Origin of the sequence: Streptomyces triticisoli (assembly GCF_003270085.1) — a bacterium.
GTDB lineage: Bacteria > Actinomycetota > Actinomycetes > Streptomycetales > Streptomycetaceae > Streptomyces > Streptomyces triticisoli.
This window is the reverse complement of the sequence record NZ_QFDQ01000029.1, coordinates 34825-55674: the sequence shown is the minus strand read 5'-3', so window position 1 is coordinate 55674 and position 20850 is coordinate 34825. Positions and strand designations below refer to the sequence as shown.

Below are 20850 nucleotides of genomic sequence, written 5' to 3'. Positions count from 1 at the left end.
CCAATGGGTTCGGTTCGCGTAGCCATCGTCGGCGTGGGCAACTGCAGCGCGTCGCTGGTACAGGGCGTGGAGTATTACAAGGACGCCGACCCGGCGTCCAAGGTCCCGGGCCTCATGCACGTGCAGTTCGGCGACTACCACGTGCGTGACATCGAGTTCGTCGCCGCCTTCGACGTCGACGCGAAGAAGGTCGGCCTGGACCTCGCGGACGCCATCGGCGCCTCCGAGAACAACACCATCAAGATCTGCGACGTGCCCTCCACCGGAGTGACGGTCCAGCGCGGCCACACCTTCGACGGCCTCGGCAAGTACTACCGCGCCACCATCGAGGAGTCTGCCGAGGAGCCGGTCGACGTCGTCCAGGTACTCAAGGACAAGCAGGTCGACGTCCTCGTCTGCTACCTGCCCGTGGGCTCCGAGGACGCGGCGAAGTTCTACGCCCAGTGCGCCATCGACGCCAAGGTCGCCTTCGTCAACGCCCTGCCGGTCTTCATCGCCGGCACCAAGGAGTGGGCGGACAAGTTCACCGAGGCGGGCGTGCCGATCGTCGGTGACGACATCAAGTCGCAGGTCGGCGCCACCATCACGCACCGTGTCATGGCGAAGCTGTTCGAGGACCGCGGCGTCATCCTGGACCGCACGATGCAGCTGAACGTCGGCGGCAACATGGACTTCAAGAACATGCTCGAGCGCGACCGCCTGGAGTCCAAGAAGATCTCCAAGACCCAGGCCGTCACCTCCCAGATCCCCGACCGGGACCTCGGCGAGGACAACGTCCACATCGGTCCGTCCGACTACGTGGCCTGGCTCGACGACCGCAAGTGGGCCTACGTCCGCCTCGAGGGCCGCGCCTTCGGCGACGTCCCGCTGAACCTGGAGTACAAGCTCGAGGTCTGGGACTCCCCGAACTCCGCCGGTGTCATCATCGACGCCCTGCGCGCCGCGAAGATCGCCAAGGACCGGGGCGTCGGTGGTCCGATCCTCTCCGCGTCCTCCTACTTCATGAAGTCCCCGCCGGTGCAGTACTTCGACGACGTGGCCCGCGAGAACGTGGAGAAGTTCATCCGCGGCGAGGCCGAGCGCTGACCATCCGCTTCTGAAACCGCTCCTGCCAGGGCTGTTGGGCCCCCGGACGCACCGTGCGTGCTCCCGGGGGCCTGCCGTATGTGAGGCTGTGCCCCATGGCCGTCGTCCGTGACCTGCGCGTTCTGCTGCGCTTGAGGAACTTCAGACGCCTGCTCGCCGTGCGGCTGCTCTCCCAGGGCGCGGACGGGGTCTACCAGGTCGCGCTTGCCGCGTACGTCGTCTTCTCTCCGGAGAAGCAGACCTCGGCCGCCGCGATCGCCTCCACGATGGCGGTCCTGCTGCTCCCGTACTCTCTGGTCGGCCCGTTCGCCGGTGTCCTGCTGGACCGCTGGCGGCGCCGGCAGGTCTTCCTCTACGGCAACCTGGCACGCGCGGTGATGGCGGCCACCACCGCGGTGCTGATGGTCGCCACCGTGCCGGACTGGCTGTTCTACGTCTCCGCCCTGTGCGTCACCGCCGTCAACCGCTTCGTTCTGTCCGGGCTGTCCGCCGCGCTGCCGCGCGTGGTCGACGCCGAGCGGCTGGTGATGGCCAACTCCCTGTCGCCGACCGCCGGTTCCCTGGCCGCGTTCGCGGGTGGCGGTCTCGCCTTCCTCGTACGGCTGCTGGGCGCGGACTCCGACGCGGCCGTGGTGCTGTTGGGGGCCGTCCTCTACCTGTGCGCGGCACTCACCTCGCTCCTCATGGCTCCGGAACTGCTCGGCCCCGACCGGGCACCGGTCCACCCCCGGCTGGGCGCGGCACTGACCGGCACCGCGCGCGGCCTGATGGCGGGCATACGGCATCTCGCCGCACCGCCGCGCCGGGAAGCCGCCCTGGCGCTGGCGTCGATGGCACTGATGCGGTTCTGCTACGGAGCTCTGACGGTCATGGTGCTGATGCTGTGCCGCTATGGCCTGACCTCGGACACGAAGGACGGACTGCGCCTGCTCGGGCTGGCGTTGGGGCTTTCCGGCGCCGGGTTCTTCGCGGCGGCCGTCGTGACGCCGTGGGCGGCGGGACGACTCGGACCCACCCGCTGGATCGCCGTGTGCGCCGGCTGCGCGGCGGTCCTCGAACTCGCCCTCGGCCTGCCGTTCACCACCGGCCCCCTGCTGGTCGCGGCGTTCGTCCTGGGGCTGACCACTCAGGGCGCGAAGATCGCCACGGACACCGTGGTGCAGTCCGCGGTGGACGACGGCTTTCGCGGCCGGATCTTCTCCGTGTACGACGTGCTGTTCAATGTCGCCTTCGTGGGCGCCGCGGGCGTCGCCACGCTGATACTGCCACCGGACGGCCGCTCGGCCGTGCTGGTGATCATGGCCGCTGTCATCCATGCAGCGGTTGCGGTCACCATGGTCGGCTTCGAGCGTCGATGAATGCCACATCGATGCGCCCCTTGATGATCAACAGCCCCTTGGGCTTGATGAAGGAGGGGCGACGTTTCACGTGAAACATCGCCCCTCGGGGTTCTCCCCTGGGTCATGTTTCACGTGAAACATGACCCCGTCGCACGGCGTCAGCTCAGCCCGTCCTGTTCGGCCCACCACTCCTTGAGGGCCGCCACCGCCGCATCGTGCTCCATCGGTCCGTTCTCCAGACGGAGTTCCAGCATGTGCTTGTACGCCTTGCCGACGGCCGGGCTGGGTTTGATGCCGAGGATCTCCATGATCTGATTGCCGTCGAGGTCCGGGCGAATCGCATCGAGCTCCTCCTGTTGCTGGAGCTGGGCGATGCGCTCCTCCAGACCGTCGTACGCCCGGGACAGCGCGGCAGCCTTGCGCTTGTTGCGGGTGGTGCAGTCCGAGCGGGTCAGCTTGTGGAGCCGGTCGAGCAGCGGGCCCGCGTCACGGACGTAGCGGCGGACCGCGGAGTCCGTCCACTCACCGGTGCCGTAGCCGTGGAAGCGCAGGTGGAGCTCGACCAGACGGGAGACATCTTTCACCAGCTCGTTGGAGTACTTCAGCACCGTCATGCGCTTCTTGGTCATCTTCGCGCCGACCACCTCGTGATGGTGGAAGGAGACCCGGCCGTCCTTCTCGAAACGGCGTGTGCGCGGCTTGCCGATGTCGTGCAGAAGGGCGGCCAGGCGGAGGGTCAGGTCGGGGTCCTCCTCCAGCGCCATCGCCTGCTCCAGGACGGTCAGCGTGTGCTCGTAGACGTCCTTGTGCCGGTGGTGCTCGTCGCTCTCCAGGCGCAGGGCCGGCAGTTCGGGCAGGACATGGTCGGCGAGACCGGTGTCGACGAGCAAGGTCAGACCCTGGCGCGGGTGGACCGACAGAATCAGCTTGTTCAGCTCGTCCCGGATCCGCTCGGCCGAGACGATCTCGATACGGGCGGACATCTCCTTCATCGCCGTGACGACCTCGGGGGCGACCTCGAAGTCGAGCTGGGCGGCGAAACGCGCGGCCCGCATCATGCGCAGCGGGTCGTCGGAGAAGGACTCCTCGGGCGTGGCGGGGGTACGCAGCACGCGCGCCGCGAGGTCCGCGAGGCCGTTGTGCGGGTCGATGAACGTCTTCTCCGGCAACGCCAGGGCCATCGCGTTGGCGGTGAAGTCACGCCGGACGAGATCTTCCTCGATGGAGTCGCCGTACGACACCTCGGGCTTGCGCGAGGAGCGGTCGTAGGCCTCCGACCGGTAGGTGGTCACTTCGATCTGGAAGCATCGATCAGTGTCTCCGACGCGGACGTGCTTCTGCGCCCCGACCGTACCGAAGGCGATCCCGACGTCCCACACGGCGTCGGCCCACGGCCGCACGATCTTCAGTACGTCCTCGGGTCGGGCGTCGGTGGTGAAGTCCAGGTCGTTGCCGAGCCGGCCGAGCAGCGCGTCCCGGACCGAGCCGCCGACCAGGGCGAGGGAGAACCCGGCCTCCTGGAAGCGGCACGCGAGATCGTCGGCGACGGGGGCCACCCGCAGCAGTTCGCTCACAGCGCGCTGCTGCACCTGGCTCAGAACAGAGGAAGTGTCTTCGTTGGCGTTCGGCACAACAGAAAAGGGTACGTGGCCCAGGCGGTCGGCCGCGCCGTCATTGTTCCCGCGCGGACACCCGGCGGGCGTGCGGGGACGGCATCCCGTGGAACGCGAAGACAGACCTCTCATTACCCACCAGGACCAGCCTTTGCGGCGTAACGGATGATGTCCTCGGATGCTCGTACATCCAGGGCAGCTGTCGGCGTCCCATGATCGTATGACCGGCTCCGCGGCACTTCCCTTCGGCGCGCATCGTTACCATGCGTGGACGCACATTCCGACGACCAAAGACGACGAGGGACGGGCGAGCGCGTGGCCGAGGCGGCAGACTTCCAGGGGACCTGTCCCTCACCTGCCCGCCGCCTGCTGCGGCGTGCCGGGGCACTGCTCGCCGGGGCACCCCTGCTGGCCGGACTGCTCCAGCTGCCCGCCGCGCCGGCCGCGCACGCCGCCGGCCAGGATTCCCCCCGGGCCGCGTCGGGCTCACGCACGGTGTCCGTCTCCCTCGACTCCCTCAGCCCCAGCGTTCCCTCGGACGGGGACACGCTGACCGTCTCGGGCACCGTGACGAACAACGGCAAGCAGGCGGTCACCGACGCCCACGTGGGACTGCGCGTAGGTCGGGAACTGGACACCCGCTCGGCGATCGACGCCGTGGCCCGGCGCACCGCGTTCGAGTGGGGCGCCGACGGCTCCGAGGTCGGCGGCAAGTACGTCCAGAAGTTCGCCAAGCTCGCCCCGGGCGTCGCCGAGCACTTCAACATCTCCGTGCCGGTCGACAAGCTGAACCTCGGCACGGACGGGGTCTACGGGTTCTCCGTCTCACTGTCCGGCCAGACCTCCGCACAGCCCTGGGAGCAGGTGCTGGGCATCCAGCACACGTTCCTGCCGTGGAAGCCGGCCGATGCGGACACGAAGACGAAGACGACCTATCTGTGGCCGCTCGTGTCCCACGTCCACATGACCGCCGAGACGGGGCCCGGCGCCCAGCAGACGCCGGTCTTCCTCAACGACGACTTGGCCAAGGACATCGCTCCCGGTGGCCGCCTGGAGCAGATGCTGTCGCTGGGCAAGAACCTCGACGTCACCTGGGTCATCGACCCCGACCTGCTGGCGTCCGTGGACGCCATGACCCGCAGCTACCGCGTCCAGACGGACGGCGGCACGCCCATCCCGGGCACCCATCAGGCGGTCGCCAAGCAGTGGCTCGCCGAACTGCAGCAGGCGGTGGCGGGCAAGGAGGTCGTGGCGCTGCCCTTCGCCGACCCCGACCTGGCCTCCCTCGCCCACGGCGGCACGAGCGTGACCGGCTCGCTGAGCCAGCTCAAGGACGCCACCGACGTCGCCGCCGGCACGGTGGAGACGGTGCTCCATGTGAAACCGAGCACGGACTTCGCCTGGCCCGTGGACGGCGCCGTAGACCCCTCGATCGTCAAGGTCGCCACCTCCGCGGGCGCCGACAAGGTCATTGCGCGCAGCGACAGCCTGCGGGAGACCGACGACATGACCTACACGCCCTCCGCGGCCCGCCCCATCGGCGGCGGCACCACGGCAGTCGTCGCGGACGAGCGCCTGTCAACGGCGTTCGAGGGCGACATGTCGCGGGCCGGCACCACCACACTCGCCGTACAGCAGTTCCTCGCCCAGAGCCTGGAGCTCCACGACCAGACGAACAAGCAGCGCAGCATCGTCGTGGCCCCGCAGCGCATGCCGACCGCGCACCAGGCCCAGGCCATGGCGCAGGCGCTGACGGCCCTCCAGCAGAGCACCTGGTCCCAGTCGCAGGACCTGACCGCGGCCGCCAAGGCCGTGCCGGACCCCGGTGCCACCACGAGGGTCCCGTCGACCGCCGGCTACCCTTCCTCGCTGCGCAAGAAGGAACTGGGCCGCTCCGCCTTCGCGGCGATCGCCAGAACGCAGGACAAGGTCGACAACTTCAAGGTCGTCCTGACCGACGAGTCCCGGGTCGTCACACCCTTCGGACGCGCCATGAACCGCGAGATGTCCACGGCGTGGCGCGGCCGGGCCGACGAGGCGGAGCACTTCCGGGACGGCGTGGAGGCGTACCTCGACGACCTCTCCGAACAGGTCAAGCTGATCGACAAGTCGGAGACGAAGCTCTCCGGCCGCAGCGCCACGATCCCGGTGACCGTGCAGAACAACCTGGTGCAGGGCGTCGACCATCTGGTGCTGCGGCTCACCTCGACCAACCCCACCCGTCTCAAGATCGGCGGCAAGGCCTACTCGGAGCAGTCCGTCGCGGTCTCCGGTGGGCACAGCCAGTCCGTGAAGTTCACCACATCGGCCAACGCCAACGGTCCGGTGACGGTGGTCGCCCAGCTCTACACGCAGGACGGCCGGGAGTACGGGACGCCCATCACCTTCGACGTGAAGGTCACCGAGATCACGGCCACGGTGATGCTGGTCATCGGCGGCGGTGTCCTGCTGCTCGTCCTCGCCGGCTTCCGCATGTACACCCAGCGCAAGCGGGCGGCGGCCCGGGAGGCCGCACAGGGCGCTGCTACGGCCGAGGCCGCCGAGAAAACGGACACGGACAGCGGTGAGGGCGGCGCCGACGGGACCGGCGAGATCACGGGCGAGCCGGAGAACGACGCCCCAAAGCAGCCGAGTGACCCGGCACCGGACACCGCAGCGGAAGACGCCGGCCCGTCCGGCACGGGTGAGAAAGTGGACCGTTGAGGATGTCGTGGCCCGGAGGGCCCGGGACGATGAGGTGGGGTAATCCATGAACGCGCCGTACGACGGTGACCGCGGCCGGACCGTGGGCGGCTCGGACAGCCCCGACGCCCCGCCGCCCGAGCACGGTCAGATGCCGCCGCAGCCGCCCGCGGACATGTATCTCCAGGACGCCTACGCCGAGGACCCCTACCGGGCTCAGGACCTCACCGCCCAGGATCCGGTCGGCGAGGCGCTGTACGACCGCGCCGCGCACCCCCCGCCACCGCCCGGCACCCACGGACCTCAGCAGCCGCTCTACGGGCAGCCGCCGCAGTCGCCGCACGCCCCCGACCCGCGGGTGTGGGCGCAGACTCCACCGCCGGAGCCGTCGGGCACCACCCAGTACCTGCCGCACGGCGAGGACCCCCGCACCACACAGTTCGTCGGCGTCGACGACCTGGTCAGCCACTCCGGCGAGAAGCGCCACGAGCCGGACGCCTTCGCCCACCTCTTCCGGGACCAGCAGCAGGCCGGCGGGCACCCCCCGGTCGAAGCCCCCTCGGTGCCCGGCCCCGCCCCGACCCTGGCGGCCGGCCAGGGGCCGATGGGTCCGTATGCCCCCACCGCGACCGCAGTCGAGGCCACAGCCCCGGCAGCCGAGCCGGCTCCCGCTCCGGCCAAGAGGGGCGGAAAGGCTTCCGGCCTGTTGAAGTCGAGCGCCGTGATGGCGGCGGGCACCATGGTCTCCCGCCTCACCGGGTTCATCCGCTCGGCGATGATCGTCTCAGCACTTGGCATCGGTGTGCTCGGTGACACCTTCCAAGTGGCCTACCAGCTGCCGACGATGATCTACATCCTGACCGTCGGCGGCGGGCTCAACTCCGTCTTCGTGCCCCAGCTCGTGCGCGCCATGAAGGAAGACGACGACGGAGGCGAGGCATACGCCAACCGGCTGCTGACCCTCGTCATGGTGGCGCTGGGTGCGCTCACCGGCCTTGCGATGCTCGCCGCCCCCCTCCTGATCCGCATGCTGTCCGACTCGGTCGCCAGCGACCCGGCGTCCAACGAAGTCGGCATCACCTTCGTCCGCTACTTCCTGCCCTCGATCTTCTTCATGGGCGTCCACGTGGTGATGGGCCAGATCCTCAACGCCCGCGGAAAGTTCGGCGCGATGATGTGGACCCCGGTCCTGAACAACATCGTCATCATCGTGACGCTTGGCACGTTCATCTGGGTCTACGGCACTGCCGCCCACTCCGGCATGAAAGTCACGAACATCCCGCCGGAGGGCCAGCGACTGCTCGGCATCGGCGTACTGCTCGGACTGGTCGTACAGGCCCTGGCGATGATCCCGTACCTGCGCGAGACCGGGTTCCGGCTGCGGCTGCGTTTCGACTGGCGGGGCCACGGCCTCGGCAAGGCCGCGGCACTCGCCAAGTGGACCATCCTGTTCGTCCTGGCCAACCAGGCGGGCGCACTCGTCGTCTCCCAGCTGTCCACGGCCGCGGGCAAGCAGTCCGGCGTCGTCGGCACCGGCTTCGCCGCGTACGCCAACGCCCAGCTGATCTGGGGCCTGCCGCAGGCCATCATCACCGTCTCCCTGATGGCCGCCCTGCTGCCGCGGATCTCCCGTTCGGCCGCCGAGGACGACAGCGGCGCCGTCCGCGACGACATCTCTCAGGGCCTGCGGACCACCGCCGTCGCCATCGTGCCCATCGCCTTCGGCTTCCTCTCGATCGGCATCCCGATGTGCACGCTGATGTTCGGCTCCTCGGGCACCGGGGCCGCCACCAACATGGGCTACATGCTGATGGCCTTCGGTCTCGGCCTGATTCCCTACTCCGTGCAGTACATCGTCCTGCGCGCCTTCTACGCTTACGAGGACACCCGCACGCCCTTCTACAACACGGTCATCGTGGCCGCGGTCAACGCGGCTGCCTCGGTCCTGTGTTACTTCCTGCTCCCGGCCCGGTGGGCCGTTGCAGGCATGGCCGCCGCGTACGGTCTCGCGTACGCGTTCGGCGTCGGTGTCGCCTGGCGGCGGCTGCGCAAGCGGCTGGGCGGCGACCTGGACGGCTCGCGCGTGGTGCGGACGTACGCCCGGCTGTGCATCGCCTCGGTACCGGCTGCACTCGTCAGCGGCGCAGCCTGCTACGGCATCGGTCACACACTGGGCCAGGGTGTCGTGGGGTCGTTCGCCGCACTGCTGGCCGGTGGAGCCCTGCTGCTCGGCGTCTTCTTCGTCGCCGCCCGCCGCATGCGCATCGAGGAAGTCAACTCGCTCGTGGGCATGGTCCGCGGGCGCCTGGGGCGCTGAGACGGGGGTAGGCGCACAACCATCGTCCGCAGCCGTGTGTCGTGCATAGCGGCGGACTGTGGGCACAATTGGTTTCGGCGTCGGACAGCGCACGATGGATGGGGAGGCAGGAGCGACGGTGGCAGAACGGAGCACGGCTGCCGTCGACGTGGCAGACAACAGCGGCGAGGAGTCGCTGACCGCCAAGGCGGACCAGTCCACGTCCGACGGAGTGGCCCAGAACCGGAAGCGGGACACGGACAACGACGAGGCACAGGGAAGCGGCGGGACCGAGACCGAGAGTCCCGGAAAGAAGTCCTCGCCTCCCGAACTGCACAGCGGGCACAAGCTGGCCAGACGCTACCGCCTCGAGGAGTGCATCACCCGTCTGGACGGATTCAGCAGTTGGCGCGCGGTGGACGAGAAACTCCGTCGCGCCGTCGGGGTGCACATCCTGCCCGCGGACCACGCCCGCGCCCGGTCCGTGCTGGCCGCGGCCCGCTCCTCCGCGCTGCTCGGCGACCCCCGGTTCGTGCAGGTCCTCGACGCCGTCGAGGAGAACGACCTCGTCTACGTCGTCCACGAATGGCTGCCCGATGCCACGGAGCTGACCGCGCTGCTGTCCTCCGGACCTCTGGAGCCGCACGACGCCTACCAGTTGGTCAGCCAGATCGCCTCCGCGATGGCCGCCGCGCACCGTGAGGGTCTCGCACATCTGCGACTCAACCCCAACGCCGTGCTGCACACCTCCACCGGACAGTGGCGCATCCGCGGCCTGGCCGTGAACGCCGCGCTGCGCGGCGTCAGTTCCGACACCCCGCAGCGCACCGACACCGAGGCGATCGGCGCCCTGCTGTACGCGGCGCTCACCCAGCGCTGGCCGTACGAGAACGACGCCTACGGCCTGTCCGGTCTGCCCAAGGACATCGGCCTCATCGCCCCGGACCAGGTGCGCGCGGGCATCCACCGCGGCCTGTCCGAACTCGCCATGCGCGCCCTCGTCAACGACGGCGCCACCGCCTCCCGGCACGAGGCGGCGTGCACCACGCCGGAGGAACTGGTCAGGGCGATCGGCGAGATGCCGCGCATCCGTCCTCCGGAGCCGGCGTTCACCGCGCCGCCGGAGTACCAGCACACCTCGTACCAGCAGGGCACGTACGGCCGTCCGGCGGCGCACCCCGGCGTCACCCAGCCGGTTCCGGCCCCGCCGCCCCCGCTGCAGAGCCGCACCGGCAAGGCCCTGAAGTGGGCCGTCTCGGCGCTGCTCATCGCCGCCCTGGGCCTGGGAAGCTGGCAGCTCGCGGACACTCTGATGAGCGGAGGCCGCAAGCCCGACAACACCCAGACCCAGACGCAGGACGGCAACGACAAGAACGACAAGCGGCCGAATCCGGTCAAGTCGATCCAGGTCCAGGGGGCACAGGAGTACGTCGTCGTCGGTGGTGCCCAGGCTGCGGGAGACGTCGGTAAGACCTACGACAATGACAGCTCCACGTACTGGCGGACCAAGAGCTACGCCGACGGCCCGAGGCTTGCCCCCTACAAGCCGGGTGTGGGCATCGTCTACGACCTCGGCTCGGCCGAGGAGATCTCCGCAGCATCGATAGGGCTCCGCTACGCCGGCGACCACACCACGGTCCACCTCTACGCCACGGACTCCCTGAGCCCCTCGACCGGGATCGGGGGGATGAAGAAGATCGGGACCGCGACCACCAGTGGGACCTCTCTCACGGTGAAAGCGACGAAGTCGTTGAAGACTCAGTACGTGCTGCTGTGGATCACGGATGTGCCCATGGCGCCCAGTGACGGCTACAGCGGTGCCGGTTACAAACAAGCCATCACCGACGTGAAATTCACGGGCTGACGTCTCACCAAGGGGGAGGGGATCCGATGGCGGACGGCACCGCATACGGCGACGCGAGCGATCAGGATCTCCTGGCCCGTCATGTGGAGGGTGACCCCGAAGCCTTCGGTGAGCTTGTACGGCGCCACCGCGACCGGCTCTGGGCGGTCGCCCTGCGTACGCTCGGCGACCGTGAGGAGGCCGCCGACGCCGTTCAGGACGCGTTCGTCTCCGCCTACCGGGCCGCTCACACCTTCCGGGGGCAGTCGGCCGTCACGACCTGGCTGCACCGGATCACGGTGAACGCCTGTCTGGACCGGGCCCGCAAGGCGGCCTCGCGCAAGACGTCGCCGGTGGACGACACCGAGCGCCTGGAGCAGCTGCTGGAACCGCACGAGGCGGCCTCGGCGCCCGCCGAGAGGAACGACGTGCAGCGGCAGCTCTTCGAGGCACTGGGCGCCCTGCCGCCCGACCAGCGGGCCGCACTGGTCCTCGTGGACATGCAGGGGTATCCGGTCGCCGAGGCCGCACGCGTCCTCGATGTGCCGCCCGGGACGGTCAAGAGCCGTTGTGCCCGGGGCAGGGCAAGACTTCTGCCGCTGCTCACCCATCTACGACCGGAAAGCACCGGCGAGAAGAAGGAACCGGGCACGAGACGGAACCGGACGCAGGGGGCATCCGTCCCACCGGCAGCGAGTCCTGAGGACACGGGCACGCAAGGAACGGGCACGCAGGGCGCGGGAGCAAGCGATTCAGCTGCTGTGAAGGGCGGAGGTGGGCGAGCGTGACAACCACGACGGACGCGGCCGGGCACCCGGACGTCACGGAGATCTCCGATCTCACTGAGGGCATCCTCGGCCCCTCCCGGGCCACGGACCTTCGACGGCACCTGGACGAGTGCGAGCTGTGCGCCGATGTCCACGCGTCGCTGGAGGAGATCCGTGGCCTGCTCGGCACACTGCCGGACCCGCCGGGCATGCCCGGTGACGTCGCGGACCGCATCGACGCAGCCCTCGCCGCCGAAGCCGCCGAGACGGTCAAGGCCACCGAGACCGCAGAGCCGACTGGGTCCGGTTCCGTCGCCGGGAACGCGCATGTTTCACGTGAAACATCGGCCGCGGACCGCCCCTCGGGCCGGGCGCGCGCTTCCAGCACCGGGCCAGGCCGCAAGCCCCGCACCCGGCGCGGGCGTCGCAGGATCGCCGTCCTGGGCTCCGCCTTTGCCGTGGCCGCCCTGGGCGTCGCTTCCGTGGTGGTGGCGACCCAGCACGACGACAAGGGTTCCGACACCACGGCGCACGGCCGACCGAGTGCGTCCGCGGACACTTTCTCCGAGGGAACGCTCAAGACCCAGGTCGCGGACCTCCTTGAGAAGACACAGAAAGCGCCGGGAGACACCCGTGCCCCGCGCAGCTTCGGCGTGGGCTCCGCTTCGGGCACCGGCAAGCCGAAGGTTCTGAAGACACCCACCGTCACGGTGCCCTCGTGTGTCCGGCAGGGCATCAGCGACTCCGGCGCCCCTCTCGCCGCCCAGGCGGGCGCCTACGACGGCAAGGACGCCTATCTCGTCGTGCTGCCCGACCCCTCCGGTGACAGCACCCGCGTCACGGCCTACCTGGTCGACGCGAGCTGCGTCCAGCACCCCTCAGCCGCGCCCAAGGTTCTGCTGCAGCACTCCTACGCGCGTTAGCCAGCACTCCTACGCGCGTTCCCTGAGCGCGCGCACGCTTGGACTCTCGCGCCCCGTGGTATCCCGTACTCCCGTACTCTGACGCGCCTCCGTGTGCCCGGGCACACCGGGAATGCTCGCCCCGTAGGATCCGTTGGATGGGGTGAGAGCTGTGAGACAGGGCTCCCACCGGCCGTACGACACAGTCCAGAGACGAGGAATCAAGCCGTGAGCGACGTCCGTAACGTGATCATCATCGGCTCCGGGCCCGCCGGCTACACGGCGGCGCTCTACACCGCGCGCGCGTCGCTGAAGCCGCTGGTCTTCGAGGGTGCCGTCACTGCGGGTGGCGCGCTGATGAACACCACCGACGTGGAGAACTTCCCAGGCTTCCGCGACGGCATCATGGGCCCCGACCTCATGGACAACATGCGCGCGCAGGCCGAGCGCTTCGGAGCCGAGCTCGTCCCGGACGACGCCGTCTCCGCCGACCTGACCGGTGAGATCAAGACCGTCACGGACACGGCGGGCACGGTGCACCGGGCGAAGGCCGTCATCGTCGCCACCGGCTCGCAGCACCGCAAGCTCGGCCTGCCGAACGAGGACGCGTTCACCGGCCGGGGTGTCTCCTGGTGCGCCACCTGTGACGGCTTCTTCTTCAGGGACCAGGACATCGCCGTGATCGGTGGCGGCGACACCGCCATGGAAGAGGCCACCTTCCTCTCCCGCTTCGCGAAGTCCGTCACCGTCGTCCACCGCCGGGACACTCTGCGGGCCTCCAAGGCGATGCAGGAGCGCGCCTTCGCCGACCCGAAGATCACGTTCGTCTGGGACAGCGAGGTCGCCGAGATCCAGGGCGATCAGAAGCTCTCCGGTCTGAAGCTGCGCAACGTCAAGACCGGCGAACTCTCGGATCTTCCGGTGACGGGCTTGTTCATCGCGATCGGTCACGACCCGCGCACCGAGCTCTTCAAGGACCAGCTGGACCTGGACGAGGAGGGCTACCTGAAGGTCGACTCGCCGTCCACCCGCACCAATGTCACCGGTGTCTTCGGCGCGGGTGACGTGGTCGACCACACCTACCGCCAGGCGATCACCGCGGCCGGCACCGGCTGCTCCGCCGCCCTGGACGCTGAGCGCTTCCTCGCCGCTGTCGCGGACAACGAGCAGAAGGCCGAGCCCGAGAAGTCCACCGTCTGAGACCCTCAACCACCCCACCCCACGCACGACCAGTTAAGGAGCCCGCTGTGGCCGGCACCCTGAAGAACGTGACCGACGACACCTTCGAACAGGACGTCCTCAAGAGCGACAAGCCCGTCCTGGTGGACTTCTGGGCCGCCTGGTGCGGTCCCTGCCGCCAGATCGCTCCGTCCCTCGAGGCGATCGCCACCGAGTACGGCGACAAGATCGAGGTCGTCAAGCTCAACATCGACGAGAACCCGAACACGGCCGCCAAGTACGGCGTCATGTCCATCCCGACCCTGAACGTCTACCAGAACGGCGAGGTCGCCAAGACCATCGTGGGGGCCAAGCCGAAGGCCGCGATCGTTCGCGACCTCGAGGACTTCATCGCCGAGTGACGTGACAGGTCGTCGCGACGACGGCGCATGTTTCACGTGAAACGCGAATGGGCCAACCCTGCAGGGTTGGCCCATTCGCGCAAAGCGACCCCTCTACAGCGGCCGCAGCACCGGTTCCTTCTGCACGGCTCCCAGAAGCCGGTCGAGCGCCATCTCCACGTCTTCCTTCCACGACAGCGTCGACCGCAGTTCCAGCCGCAGCCGTGGGTGGGTGGGGTGGTGCCGGACCGTCTTGAACCCCACGGCCAGCAGATGATCGGCCGGGAGCATGCAGGCGGGTTCCTTCCAGCGGGCGTCCCCGAATGCCTCGATGGCCTTGAAGCCCCGCCGCAGCAGGTCCTTCGCGACCGTCTGCACCATCACTCGGCCCAACCCTTGCCCCTGGTAGCCCGGCATGATGAAGCCGGTCATCAGCTGCACCGCGTCCGGCGAGACGGGACTCGTGGAAAACGCCGTGGAACGGGGGACGTAGGCGGGGGGAGCGTAGAGCACGAAGCCCACGGGGATGTCGTCGACGTAGACGACCCGGCCGCAGGAACCCCAGTCCAGCAGGACGGCGGAGATCCACGCTTCCTTTTCCAGTGCGGGCGTGCCCGCCTTCACCGCGGCTTCGCCACTGACGGGATCCAGCTCCCAGAAGACACACGCACGACAGCGCTCGGGAAGGTCCTGAAGGTTGTCCAGCGTGAGTGGTACGAGCCTACGGCCCATGAAAGCTGTTCCTCGCTTCCTTCACCCTCAAGCGTCATGCACGGGCGTCCATCACAGGTGCCGGCGGATGGATGCGCATATCCGAACGCATCGTAACCAGGATGCGATTGCGTCGATACCGGCTGAAAGCAAAGAGCGGGCCCTGTTCCGGTACACACCGGACATGGCCCGCTTCTGCCGAACGGTCGACTCGACACCTCCCCGAACGGGATCTCAGGCGTCCGACTCCGTCTCCTCCGCCCCGCCGTCCTCCTCTGCCCCGCCGTCCAGAAGGCTCTTCTGCAGCACCGGGCCCTCGCCCGGAGCCAGCGTGCCGAGAATGCGCTCCAGGTCCTCCATGGAGGCGAATTCGACGGTGATCTTGCCCTTCTTCTGCCCCAGGTCGACCTTCACCCGGGTCTCGAAACGGTCGGACAGACGAGTGGCGAGACCCGACAGGGCCGGAGAGACCCTGGCCCCGGCACGGGGACCCTTGGATCGTGGCGCCGCCTTCGGCCGCGACCCCATCAGGTGGACGATCTCCTCGACCGCCCGTACCGACAGGCCCTCGGCCACGATCCGGTGGGCCAGCCGGTCCTGCTCCTCGGAGTCCTCCACCGAGAGCAGCGCCCGCGCATGTCCTGCCGAGAGAACCCCGGCAGCGACCCGGCGCTGCACCGCCGGCGACAGCTTCAACAGCCGCAAGGTGTTGGAGACCTGCGGGCGGGATCGGCCAATGCGGTCCGCCAGCTGGTCGTGCGTGCAGTTGAAGTCCTTCAGCAGCTGGTCGTAGGCGGCCGCCTCCTCCAGCGGGTTCAGCTGGGCCCGGTGCAGGTTCTCCAGCAGGGCGTCCAGGAGCAGCTTCTCGTCATCCGTCGCCCGCACGATCGCGGGGATCGCCTCGAGTCCTGCCTCACGGCAGGCCCTCCAGCGCCGCTCGCCCATGATGAGCTCGTAGCGCGCGGGGCCGAGCTGCCGTACGACGACGGGCTGGAGCAGTCCGACCTCCTTGATGGAGGTGACGAGCTCGGCCAGCGCGTCCTCGTCGAAGACCTCACGCGGCTGGCGCGGGTTCGGCGTGATGGAGTCGAGGGGCAGCTCGGCGAAGTGGGCACCCAGGGGAGCCGCGGGAACCTCCGCAGCGCTGCTCGACGACGGCTCCCCTGTTTCACGTGAAACAGGCGGCAGCATGGTCACCTTCGCCGCCGCTACTCCCCGGTCACCGGTCAGCACCGGGACAGCCGCGGGCGATGCGGAGGCAGCGCCTCCCACGGCCGATGAGGCCGACGGTTTCTCCGCGGTCGGGGCAGCAGGAATGAGTGCGCCAAGACCACGACCCAGCCCCCTCCGTCGCTCGCTCACTGAATCCCCTCCACCATGCTCGGATCGCTCTGTGCGCCGATGTGGGCGTGCGCGGCGTCATAGCTGACACCAACACCCCTCAGCGCGATTTCTCGTGCCGCCTCAAGATAGGAGAGGGCACCACTCGATCCTGGATCGTAAGTCAGCACCGTCTGCCCATAGCTCGGTGCCTCGGAGATACGGACGGAGCGGGGGATGCTCGTCCGCAGCACCTCCTCACCGAAGTGGGTGCGCACCTCTTCGGCGACCTGGGACGCAAGGCGCGTCCGGCCGTCGTACATGGTGAGCAGGATGGTCGACACATGCAGAGCGGGGTTGAGGTGCCCCCGCACCAGGTCGACATTGCGCAGCAGCTGCCCCAGGCCCTCCAGCGCGTAGTACTCGCACTGGATCGGGATGAGGACCTCCTGACCGGCGACCATGGCGTTGACCGTCAACAGGCCGAGGGAGGGCGGGCAGTCGATGAGGATGTAGTCCAGCGGCTGCTCGTAGGCCTGGATCGCCCGCTGCAGACGGCTCTCCCGCGCCACCAGGGACACCAGCTCGATCTCCGCACCAGCGAGATCGATCGTGGCGGGGGCACAGAAGAGGCCCTCGACGTCGGGGACGGGCTGGACGATCTCGGCCAGCGGCCTGCTCTCCACCAGCACGTCGTAGATGGAAGGGACTTCCGCGTGGTGGTCGATACCCAGCGCGGTGGAGGCATTGCCCTGCGGGTCGAGGTCGATCACCAGGACGCGGCCGCCGTGCAGAGCCAGCGAAGCAGCAAGGTTGACGGTCGTCGTCGTCTTGCCCACGCCGCCCTTCTGGTTGGCGACCACGACGACACGGGTCTGTTCGGGCCGGGGCAGCCCCTCGCCGGCGCGGCCCAGAGCCTCGACCGCCAGTTGGGCAGCACGACCGATGGGAGTGTCGTCCATCGGGGGCGGTGTTTCACGTGAAACATCCTCCCCCGTCGACTCGGTACGGGGACCGGGGACCGGATCGGTCATCGGTCCCGCGATGTTGGCGTCGGACCGCAAGGATTCACTCTCCTCGACTTCAGGCTCGCAATGAACAGAGCCTCCCATGCCTTCGGGGTCGTGAACCAGTGAGGCCTGTCGTTCTGTGGAGAAATCCACCTCTGTGGACAACTCCACTCCCTGTCCGAGTGAACCCAGCGGCTTGCGGTCGCGAGGGTGGGCCGCAGCGCGGCCACGGTTGATGATGCCGTGCAACAGTGAGCGACGTTTCACGTGAAACACGATGCACAGCGGCCGTGGCCGAACCGTCGCGACACTCCGTCATGCGCGGATTTGGCAGCTTGTGTGGAGTACGTCCGGCTATCGGCGCCGTCGCGCCCGTCCCGTCCGAGCCGCCTTCGCACGCTTGGCCGCGAAGCGCACACCGCCCGGGCTCTCCCCTACCTCGACCCGCACAACGGTGGACTGGGGATCCACGACCCCCTCACCCACATGCAGGATGGATGTCTCCACCGCGCCGAGCTTGGTCAGGGCGGTGGCCGCGCTCTTCAGCTCCTCCTCGGCCGCGTCCCCCTTGAGGGCGAGCATCTCGCCGTAAGGACGCAGCAGCGGAATGCCCCAGGTGGCCAGACGGTCCAGCGGGGCGACCGCCCGGGCGGTCACCACATGCACCGGCGGGATCCTGCCCATCACTTCCTCGGCACGCCCACGGACCACCGTGACATGATCGAGCCCCAGCAGCTCGACGACCTCGGTGAGGAAGTTGGTCCGCCGCAGCAGCGGCTCCAGCAGCGTGATCTTCAGGTCCTCCCGGACCAGCGCCAGGGGAATGCCCGGCAGGCCGGCGCCCGAGCCGACATCGCACACCGTCACCCCCTCGGGCACGACCTCGGAGAGCACCGCACAGTTCAACAGGTGCCGCTCCCACAGACGGGGTACCTCACGCGGGCCGATGAGCCCTCGCTGCACCCCTGCCTCGGCCAGCAGCTCGGCGTACCGGACCGCATCCGCGAAGCGATCGCCGAATACGTCACGTGCCTGCTCGGGCGCAGGGGGAAGCTCCGCTGCCTCCGTCACGGGGACCGTCCTTCCGTACCACATCAGCGCGATCAGCGCCGACCACCAGAACTACCAGGCTGACAAAATACGGCCCCGCCTGCAGGCAGACGGGGCCGGTGGAACGTGGGACCGCTCAGGCGGGAAGCACGACGACGAAGCGCTGCGGCTCCTCGCCCTCGGACTCGCTGCGCAGGCCCGCGGCCTTGACCGCATCGTGCACGACCTTGCGCTCGAACGGAGTCATCGGCTTCAGCTTCACGGGCTCGCCGCTGCTCTTGGCCTCGGCCGCGGCCTTGGCGCCCAGCTCGGACAGCTCGGCACGCTTCCTGGCGCGGTAGCCGGCGATGTCCAGCATCAGACGGCTGCGGTCACCGGTCTCCCGGTGCACGGCCAGCCGCGTGAGCTCCTGCAGCGCCTCCAGCACCTCGCCGTCACGCCCGACCAGCTTCTGCAGATCACGGCTGCCGGTGTCGCTGATGATCGAGACAGAGGCGCGGTCGGCCTCGACATCCATGTCGATGTCACCGTCGAGGTCGGCGATGTCCAGCAGACCCTCGAGGTAGTCCGCCGCGATCTCGCCCTCCTGCTCCAGGCGGGTCAGGGCGTCCGCGCCCTCGGCAGCGGCGGAGGTGGTGCCTTCCGTCACGGGATGGGCTCCTTCTTACTTCTTGGACGGGGACTTGGGCCGCTGCGGACCCTTGCGCTGGCCGGACTGGGCCCGGCTGCGGGTACCGTTGCCCGGCTCCGGGGCGGTCTTCTTGGCCGCCCCGGACGAGGCTCCCTGCGGCTGCTCGGACTTGCTCAGCGACGGGGACGCCGTGGCGTCATCGGCCGACTTGACACCACCCGACTGGCGCTGCGCCTTGGTCTGGCGCTTCGGCTGCTGACGCCGCGGGGCGGTGACCGTGGCGGTCGTACCGTCCTCGGACTGTGCGGCCACGGCGCTCTCGCTCTTCACCACGGCACCGTCGGCCTGAGCCGCCAGGCCCGCCTTGTTCAGACCGTTGATGAACTTGCGCTCGAACTCGTTGCGGTCACGGCCCTTGGCGACGATTGCCTTGACGACGGCCCTCTCACTCCGCCTGCGGATCTTGCCGTGATGCGTGACGTGCTTGAAGAGACGCTCGAGGTACGCGGCCTGGGCCTTGGAACCCGGAGTCGGGTTGTTGTGGATGACGTACATCTGCTGACCCATGGTCCAGATGTTGGTGGTCAGCCAGTAGACGAGGACACCGACCGGGAAGTTGATGCCGAAGACGGCGAACATGACCGGGAAGACGTACATCAGCATCTTCTGCTGCTGCATGAACGGCGTCTTCACCGTCGTGTCGACGTTCTTCGTCATCAGCTGGCGCTGCGTGTAGAACTGCGACGCCGACATCAGGATGATCATGACCGCGGTGACGACCCGCACATCGGTCAACGAAGCGTTGAGCGCCTCGACCTTGGACGAGCTGTCCATGAACTTCGCGGCCAGCGGAGCGCCGAAGATGTGCGCCTTCTGCGCGCTGGCCAGCAGCTGGTCGTTGATGACACCGATGGTCTTGCCCGAAGCGATGCCGTTGAGCACGTGGTACAGGGCGAAGAAGAACGGCGACTGCGCCAGGATGGGAAGGCACGAGGAGAGCGGGTTGGTACCCGACTCCTTGTACAGCTTCATCATCTCTTCGGACTGACGCTGCTTGTCGTTCTTGTAGCGCTCCTGGATCTTCTTCATCTCCGGCTGGAGCGTCTGCATCGCCCGCGTCGCCTTGATCTGCTTCACGAACAGCGGGATCAGGCAGATACGGATCAGAATCACCAGGGACACGATGGACAGGCCCCAGGCCCACCCGGTGTCAGGACCGAAGATCGCACCGTACACCGTGTGGAACTGGACGATGACCCAGGAAACGGGTGTCGTGATGAAGCTGAAGAGGCTGGCAATCGTGTCCACTAATCATGCTCCTTGGGCATGGGACGAGGTCTCTGCGGCCGGGCTCGACGGAACGTCCCCGTCGGTGGCCGTTTCGGCGGCGGAGGACCCGCCCTTGCGTGCGCGCCAGGCGCTGCGCAGCATTTCGTGCCACCGCGGACGCCTGCGCGGCGGGACATGGTCCACACCGCCCAGCGACCACGGATTGCACCGCAGGATCCGCCAGGCAGTGAGTGCCGTCCCCTTGATCGCACCGTGCCGGTCGATGGCCGTGTAGCCGTAGTGGGAACACGACGGGTAGTACTTGCACACCGGCCCGAGCAACGGGCTGACGATCCACTGGTACAGCTTGATCAAAGCCAGCAGCGGGTACTTCATCGCGCGCCCCCTCCCAGTAGTCGTCGAAGGGCGGCATCCAGGTCTCGGGCCAGCTGTGCGTGGTCGGCGTCGCCCGCACCGGGCAGCGCTCGCACGACTACCAGGCTACCGGGGGGCAGCAGGGCGACCCGCTCACGCATCAGATGACGAAGTCTGCGCTTCACCGTGTTGCGTACGACCGCGCCACCCACAGCCTTGCTCACGACGAAACCCGCACGCGGCGGAGGAGCGCTCTCCCCAGGCGCGTGCGGGTCCGTGGCACCGCTACGTAGATGGACGACGAGGAGCGGGCGTCCGGCCCGGCGCCCTCGTCGTACCGCGGTCGCGAAGTCCTCGCGCCGCCTCAGCCGGTTCTCGGTGGGCAGCACGACGTCA

Annotated in this window: 18 protein-coding genes; 9 read left to right on the top strand and 9 right to left on the bottom strand. The window is 68.7% G+C overall.

Annotated features, from left to right (window positions below):
• The first annotated feature begins 3 nt into the window (after nt 1–3).
• Together DEP02_RS06300 and DEP02_RS06295 are read left to right on the top strand one after the other, a co-directional pair.
• Nucleotides 4–1086, top strand: coding sequence for an inositol-3-phosphate synthase (locus DEP02_RS06300; RefSeq protein WP_112466341.1), 1083 nt, complete (start codon nt 4–6; stop codon nt 1084–1086).
• A 95-nt stretch (nt 1087–1181) separates the two neighbouring features.
• Nucleotides 1182–2444, top strand: coding sequence for an MFS transporter (locus DEP02_RS06295; RefSeq protein WP_112466340.1), 1263 nt, complete (start codon nt 1182–1184; stop codon nt 2442–2444).
• Nucleotides 2445–2584: 140 nt separating this feature from the next.
• On the opposite strand, the gene DEP02_RS06290 is transcribed toward DEP02_RS06295, so the two are convergent.
• On the bottom strand, nt 2585–4057 hold the full coding sequence (locus tag DEP02_RS06290; protein ID WP_112466339.1) for a CCA tRNA nucleotidyltransferase: 1473 nt from the start codon (nt 4055–4057) through the stop codon (nt 2585–2587).
• Nucleotides 4058–4354: 297 nt separating this feature from the next.
• Between DEP02_RS06290 and DEP02_RS06285 the strand changes: the two genes are divergently transcribed.
• The 7 genes from DEP02_RS06285 (at nt 4355) to trxA (ending at nt 14109) form a co-directional block, all read left to right on the top strand.
• A complete protein-coding gene (locus DEP02_RS06285; RefSeq protein WP_112466338.1) occupies nt 4355–6742 on the top strand; it encodes a DUF6049 family protein in 2388 nt (795 codons plus the stop codon).
• A gap of 46 nt (nt 6743–6788) precedes the next feature.
• On the top strand, nt 6789–9038 hold the full coding sequence (gene murJ, locus DEP02_RS06280; RefSeq protein ID WP_112466337.1) for a murein biosynthesis integral membrane protein MurJ: 2250 nt from the start codon (nt 6789–6791) through the stop codon (nt 9036–9038).
• 118 nt (nt 9039–9156) lie between these two features.
• Nucleotides 9157–10881: a protein kinase family protein gene (locus DEP02_RS06275; RefSeq protein ID WP_112466336.1), complete on the top strand. Its 1725-nt coding sequence runs from the start codon at nt 9157–9159 to the stop codon at nt 10879–10881.
• Between the two features lie 26 nt (nt 10882–10907).
• Nucleotides 10908–11648, top strand: coding sequence for an RNA polymerase sigma factor SigM (gene sigM / locus DEP02_RS06270; protein WP_112466335.1), 741 nt, complete (start codon nt 10908–10910; stop codon nt 11646–11648).
• Nucleotides 11645–12550, top strand: coding sequence for an RsmA family anti-sigma factor (locus DEP02_RS06265; RefSeq protein ID WP_112466334.1), 906 nt, complete (start codon nt 11645–11647; stop codon nt 12548–12550). The genes sigM and DEP02_RS06265 overlap by 4 nt, the downstream gene beginning before the upstream one ends.
• Nucleotides 12551–12757: 207 nt before the next feature.
• Complete coding sequence (gene trxB, locus DEP02_RS06260) at nt 12758–13729, top strand: thioredoxin-disulfide reductase (RefSeq protein ID WP_112466333.1); 972 nt, start codon at nt 12758–12760, stop codon at nt 13727–13729.
• 47 nt (nt 13730–13776) lie between these two features.
• Complete coding sequence (gene trxA / locus DEP02_RS06255; protein ID WP_112466332.1) at nt 13777–14109, top strand: thioredoxin; 333 nt, start codon at nt 13777–13779, stop codon at nt 14107–14109.
• 93 nt (nt 14110–14202) lie between these two features.
• Here the strand turns inward: trxA and DEP02_RS06250 are convergent, their stop codons facing one another.
• The 8 genes from DEP02_RS06250 to rnpA form a co-directional block, all read right to left on the bottom strand.
• Nucleotides 14203–14820, bottom strand: a complete 618-nt coding sequence (locus DEP02_RS06250; RefSeq protein ID WP_112466331.1) for a GNAT family N-acetyltransferase — start codon at nt 14818–14820, stop codon at nt 14203–14205.
• A gap of 213 nt (nt 14821–15033) precedes the next feature.
• Complete coding sequence (locus DEP02_RS06245) at nt 15034–16161, bottom strand: ParB/RepB/Spo0J family partition protein (RefSeq protein WP_112466330.1); 1128 nt, start codon at nt 16159–16161, stop codon at nt 15034–15036.
• Complete coding sequence (locus tag DEP02_RS06240; RefSeq protein WP_112466329.1) at nt 16158–17231, bottom strand: ParA family protein; 1074 nt, start codon at nt 17229–17231, stop codon at nt 16158–16160. The genes DEP02_RS06245 and DEP02_RS06240 overlap by 4 nt, the downstream gene beginning before the upstream one ends.
• A gap of 252 nt (nt 17232–17483) precedes the next feature.
• Entirely contained in the window at nt 17484–18200 is a 717-nt protein-coding gene (gene rsmG, locus DEP02_RS06235) for a 16S rRNA (guanine(527)-N(7))-methyltransferase RsmG (RefSeq protein ID WP_112466328.1), read from the bottom strand.
• Between the two features lie 115 nt (nt 18201–18315).
• Entirely contained in the window at nt 18316–18828 is a 513-nt protein-coding gene (locus tag DEP02_RS06230) for a Jag family protein (protein ID WP_112466327.1), read from the bottom strand.
• A gap of 15 nt (nt 18829–18843) precedes the next feature.
• Nucleotides 18844–20118 carry a membrane protein insertase YidC gene (gene yidC / locus DEP02_RS06225; protein WP_112466326.1) on the bottom strand — a complete coding sequence of 425 codons (1275 nt, stop codon included), beginning with the start codon at nt 20116–20118 and terminating at the stop codon, nt 18844–18846.
• 3 nt (nt 20119–20121) lie between these two features.
• Nucleotides 20122–20475, bottom strand: coding sequence for a membrane protein insertion efficiency factor YidD (yidD, locus tag DEP02_RS06220; RefSeq protein WP_112466325.1), 354 nt, complete (start codon nt 20473–20475; stop codon nt 20122–20124).
• A complete protein-coding gene (gene rnpA / locus DEP02_RS06215; RefSeq protein WP_112466324.1) occupies nt 20472–20843 on the bottom strand; it encodes a ribonuclease P protein component in 372 nt (123 codons plus the stop codon). Before rnpA ends, yidD begins: the two co-directional genes overlap by 4 nt.
• Nucleotides 20844–20850 lie beyond the last annotated feature (7 nt).

Coding starts and splice junctions, on each gene's coding strand:
- DEP02_RS06300 (WP_112466341.1), top strand. CDS start 4: ATGGGTTCGGTTCGCGTAGCCATCGTCGGCGTGGGCAACTGCAGCGCG.
- DEP02_RS06295 (WP_112466340.1), top strand. CDS start 1,182: ATGGCCGTCGTCCGTGACCTGCGCGTTCTGCTGCGCTTGAGGAACTTC.
- yidD (WP_112466325.1), bottom strand. CDS start 20,475: ATGAAGTACCCGCTGCTGGCTTTGATCAAGCTGTACCAGTGGATCGTC.
- sigM (WP_112466335.1), top strand. CDS start 10,908: ATGGCGGACGGCACCGCATACGGCGACGCGAGCGATCAGGATCTCCTG.
- DEP02_RS06240 (WP_112466329.1), bottom strand. CDS start 17,231: ATGGGAGGCTCTGTTCATTGCGAGCCTGAAGTCGAGGAGAGTGAATCC.
- murJ (WP_112466337.1), top strand. CDS start 6,789: ATGAACGCGCCGTACGACGGTGACCGCGGCCGGACCGTGGGCGGCTCG.
- DEP02_RS06250 (WP_112466331.1), bottom strand. CDS start 14,820: ATGGGCCGTAGGCTCGTACCACTCACGCTGGACAACCTTCAGGACCTT.